Origin of the sequence: Prosthecobacter sp., from assembly GCF_044222345.1 — a bacterium.
In the GTDB taxonomy this organism is placed as follows: Bacteria; Verrucomicrobiota; Verrucomicrobiia; order Verrucomicrobiales; family Verrucomicrobiaceae; genus Prosthecobacter.
In genome coordinates, this window is the sequence record NZ_JBGANL010000132.1 from 1 (window position 1) to 4,189 (window position 4,189).

Sequence of the window (4,189 nt, forward strand, 5' to 3'; positions counted from 1 at the left end):
CTGCCTGACGATCTCAAAGGATCAAGAGTGCCTCCGGTCTGTCCCACACGCGCTCAGGCTGGTTGGCCGTCACCACCCAGTCTGAGTTCCAAGCTTGAGTTCAATCTCAGCCCAGAATCAGGACAACTCCACTCATACAAAGAGTGCCTGTCGTACTTTCACCAGCACACCCCCACCTCACGTCTCCCTTCGATGCTGCGCAGGTAGATATATCCCTCCACGCGCTGCGACGCCCACTCCCCCTCCAGCGGCACCGGCACGCGCTCATACTCGCCGCCATCGGTGTCCTCCAGCACATCCAGCTTGATGAGCCCGGCTTCATCCACGCTCCAGACTTCGCCTTGGATGGAGAGGCCATCTTCCGCACGCACCATGCCGGGATACCCGCCCAGGTCATACAGTCGGAAAAGCGGTGCCGTGCGCGCCTCTGCCACAAACTGCTGCTGCGCGATCCATCCATGATTGCTGCCGCCGCGCTTGAGTGTGCCGTACACAAACACCAGCGTGTTCACAGCTCGTCCTCTCGTTCGTTCAACCACGAAGCCAGGCTGTAGCGCTTCTGCGTCAGTTCCTTCGCGCGTTCCATCATTGCATCGTTCATCTCATGCCGGATGAGCACGTTGGCGGCCAGTTGCGACGCCCAGCGTGGCCAGAAGTCCTCGCCCAGCGTCACCTGCTGCACGCTGCCCTGGTGCAGCAGGCCCAGCTTGCCGCGCCGCTGCCCTGCCCCGGCCACTTTCACTTTGTCCCGAATGACATCGTGCATGGCGGGGGCCACAAAGCAGAACGGGTTCTCGATCAAATCTTCCGGTCCGGCGAGGCGGCTGCCATCATCCAGCGCCTTCGCCAGCGACTCATGGACCAGCCGGTAGCTGTCCAGCGGATTGGTCTGCGACCAAGGATGCACGGCGGGAACGATGACGGAATAGGTGTAGTCGTTGTCATGCAGCACCACGCCGCCACCCGTCCAGCGCCGCACGATGGGCCACTGCGGCAGCGAATCGCCCAGCTTCGTCAGATTCTGCGCGTAGCCGATGGTCGCCGTGGGCTCCGTCCAGCGATACACGCGCAGCACCGGCACCTCGCTCAGCTCCAGCCAGGCCTGATCGGCGGCCATGTTCCAGGGGCCGTCATGCGGCGTCGGGTCGAGGTGCAGGATGAGTTGGTCGAAGAGAGGTGTTGCTGAATGCATGGCTGTATTGCCGTTATCATCGTTCCGAATCACGTCCCAAAAATGGGGAGGGCGGCGTCACTTGTTGGGTTTCGATATTTCGTGAAATGGAAATTCAACAGGGAGGGCGGGTGCAGCCTTACCATTCCACTGCGGGATGATTTTTGGGTTCTCTACCAAAAGACTGACATTGCTGGCAAACCACCAATGCAGAACCTCAATGGCTGACTTCAGCTGCGGCGTGCTTTTGAGATCCCGGCGATTGGTGCTGAAATGCCTGAACTGTCCCGGCTCGGCCAGTTCGTACACCAAACAACCTCCCGAACTGTTCACCCCTCCCACGACTTGGGTTGATTCGTCTGTAGGCGGCAAATCCTTCTCCATGGCTTCGACAATCTCTCGCAGCGTGGCCATGAAGTGCGCTTTGTGCTCCGGTCCTTTGGATACAAGACGAAAAGGGATGTATTCGCCCCATGCCTTTGAAAGGCGAAACAGGCGCAGACTTTCAAAAGACCACTCTTTGCGGTCGCACATGATGATGAGAGCTCCGGAATTCCAGTCGCTGCGCAAGGAACCCACTTGAAGCACGACGGCATTCCTGCCTCCCATCATCTGCAGGGTGCCTGTGGCTGCCGGCCACTCGGCCCGGGCATCCTTCACCCAGCGGTCTTCCTCCTCCGCAGGTTCCGCTCCTCTGGAGAAGTTGCAGGCGGACATGCTGAACCATGCCAAAGTGACGGCCAGCGTTGCGCGTAAAACTCGCCAGGCCTTGTCTGAAGGTGCTGGATAGATCACAGACATGGTCGTTTGATGATGGGGTTCTTTGAGCAATGCATGACGATTTGCATGCAATCGTCTGACAATAGATTTTCCATGAGCCGCATCATGCCGCATTTTTCCGCGTATGCAGCCAGGATGTTTCTTTGACATCCGTCCCCCGATTTCACAGACTCCACGCCATGCGCCCCACCCGCCTCCTCGCTCTCGCCTTCTCCCTGCTCTGCACCCTCTCCCCCGCCGCAGACGACTACCAGCCCGGCCCGGACTCCAAGCCCCAGGAGGGCGTGCCGAAGGGCGATGTGCTGAAGTTTGAATTCAAGAACAGCAAGATCTTCCCCGGCACCGTGCGCGACTACTGGGTGTATGTGCCCAAGCAGTACACGCCCGACAAGCCCGCCTGCGTGCATGTGAACCAGGACGGCATCCAAAATCAGGCCCCCGTCGTCTTTGACAATCTCATCGCCAAAAAAGAGATCCCGGTGATCATCGGCGTGTTCGTGATGCATGGCCGCGTGCCGGCGGCAGATCCCGCGACGCAGCTGGACCGCTACAACCGCAGCGTGGAATACGATGGCCTGGGCGAGAACTACGCGCGCTTCATCCTCGAAGAGCTGCTGCCCGAGGTGGAAAAGATCACGCTGCCGGATGGCCGCCCCATCCGCCTCTCGCACGAAGGCAATGACCGCAGCATCGGCGGCAGCAGCAGCGGCGCCATCGCCGCCTTCACCGCGGCGTGGGAGCGGCCCGAGGCCTTCAGCCGCGTGTTCAGCACCATCGGCACGTATGTGGATCAGCGCGGCGGCAACGACTACCCGGTGATGATTCGCAAGGCCGAGCCCAAGGCGCTGCGCGTCTTCCTGCAGGACGGCAGCAACGATGCCAACGGCACCGGCGGAAACTGGTTCCTCGCCAACCAGGAGATGCTCTCCGCTTTCGAGTTCGCTGGCTATGAAGTGAACCACGTGTGGGGAGACGGCGGCCACAATGGCAAGCACGCCACGGCCATTTTTCCCGATGCCATGCGCTGGCTCTGGAAGGACTGGCCCAAGGCGGTGACGAAGGGCGTCGGCTCCAAGGCCCCCGTGATGGACGTGCTGGGAGCTGGTAGCGAATGGCAGCTCGTGGGAGAAGGCTACGGCTTCACCGAAGGCCCGGCGTCGAATGCGAAGGGCGAGGTCTTCTTCACCGACATCCCGAACAGCCGTATCCACAAGGTGGCGCTGGACGGCACGGTGAGCGTTTTCGCTGAAAACACCGGCAAAGCCAACGGCCTCATGTTCGGCCCCGATGGCCGCCTCTTCGCCTGCGCGAATGGCAACAAGCAGATCGTCGCCTATGATGAAGCGGGCAAGATGAGCGTGATCGCCGAGGGCATCGAATCGAACGACCTCTGCATCGGCCTGAACGGCAATCTCTACGTCACCGATCCGCCGCACAAGCAGGTGTGGCTCATCAAGCCCAATGGCGAGAAGAGCGTGGTGGACACGAATGACAAAGGCGGCCTCGCCTTCCCCAATGGCATCCGTCTCTCGCCCGATCAAAGCCTGCTGCTCGTGGCCGACATGCGCGGCCAGTTCATCTGGAGCTACCACATCAATGCGGATGGCACGCTGAGCGCCAAGCAGCCCTACCACCACCTCCGCATCCCCGATGGCCTGATGGAAAGCGGCGCCGATGGCATGACGCTGGACACGAAAGGCCGCCTCTACGTGACCACGCATGCGGGCATCCAGTTCTGCGATCAGGCCGGGCGCGTGAACGGCATCATCGCCAAGCCGCAGCGCAAGTGGCTGGCGAACGTGGTCTTCGGCGGCGCGAACTTCGACGAACTCTACGCCTGCAACGGCGACAAGGTCTTCAAACGCAAAACCCAGGTGAAAGGCGTGCGCTCAGCGGAGGCCCCGATCAAGCCGGAGAAGCCGAGGCTGTAAGAGCGCGCAAGCGCTGCCTGGAAGTACGACAGACACTCCTGTCTGTCGGCGAGCGTTACCGCCAGAATGCCTGGCTCACGATTACTGCAAGCAAGCGCTGGGCAGAGTCCCCCCATGCCGTTGCTGTGGCGGCATCTTGGGTGGGCTTGGATGCCGTGGATTCTGGCGTGAGCGCTGATCGACAGACAGCAACTGTGTCAGTTGGCAAGCTGGAATTTTGGATCGGCGATCAAGCGATTGAGGACGCAGAGCATTTTGCGCATGACTGCGGTGATGGCGACTTTGAAGGGCTTGCCGCGTTTGAGCA

At 60.9% G+C, this 4,189-nt stretch carries 4 protein-coding genes; 1 reads left to right on the top strand and 3 read right to left on the bottom strand.

What is annotated here, in order from left to right:
- Window positions 1-158: 158 nt before the first annotated feature.
- The 3 genes from ACILSL_RS27020 to ACILSL_RS27030 are packed head-to-tail and all read right to left on the bottom strand — an operon-like array spanning window position 159 to window position 2,101.
- Window positions 159-512 carry a gamma-glutamylcyclotransferase gene (locus ACILSL_RS27020; protein ID WP_395735181.1) on the bottom strand — a complete coding sequence of 118 codons (354 nt, stop codon included), beginning with the start codon at window positions 510-512 and terminating at the stop codon, window positions 159-161.
- On the bottom strand, window positions 509-1,192 hold the full coding sequence (locus ACILSL_RS27025; RefSeq protein WP_395735182.1) for a biotin/lipoate A/B protein ligase family protein: 684 nt from the start codon (window positions 1,190-1,192) through the stop codon (window positions 509-511). Before ACILSL_RS27025 ends, ACILSL_RS27020 begins: the two co-directional genes overlap by 4 nt.
- Window positions 1,193-1,249: 57 nt before the next feature.
- Window positions 1,250-2,101 (bottom strand): hypothetical protein, encoded by an 852-nt coding sequence (locus tag ACILSL_RS27030; protein WP_395735183.1) that lies wholly within the window; start codon window positions 2,099-2,101, stop codon window positions 1,250-1,252.
- Between the two features lie 29 nt (window positions 2,102-2,130).
- Here ACILSL_RS27030 and ACILSL_RS27035 point away from each other — a divergent pair, with 29 nt between their 5' ends.
- On the top strand, window positions 2,131-3,882 hold the full coding sequence (locus ACILSL_RS27035) for an SMP-30/gluconolactonase/LRE family protein (RefSeq protein ID WP_395735184.1): 1,752 nt from the start codon (window positions 2,131-2,133) through the stop codon (window positions 3,880-3,882).
- The last annotated feature ends 307 nt before the right edge of the window (window positions 3,883-4,189 follow it).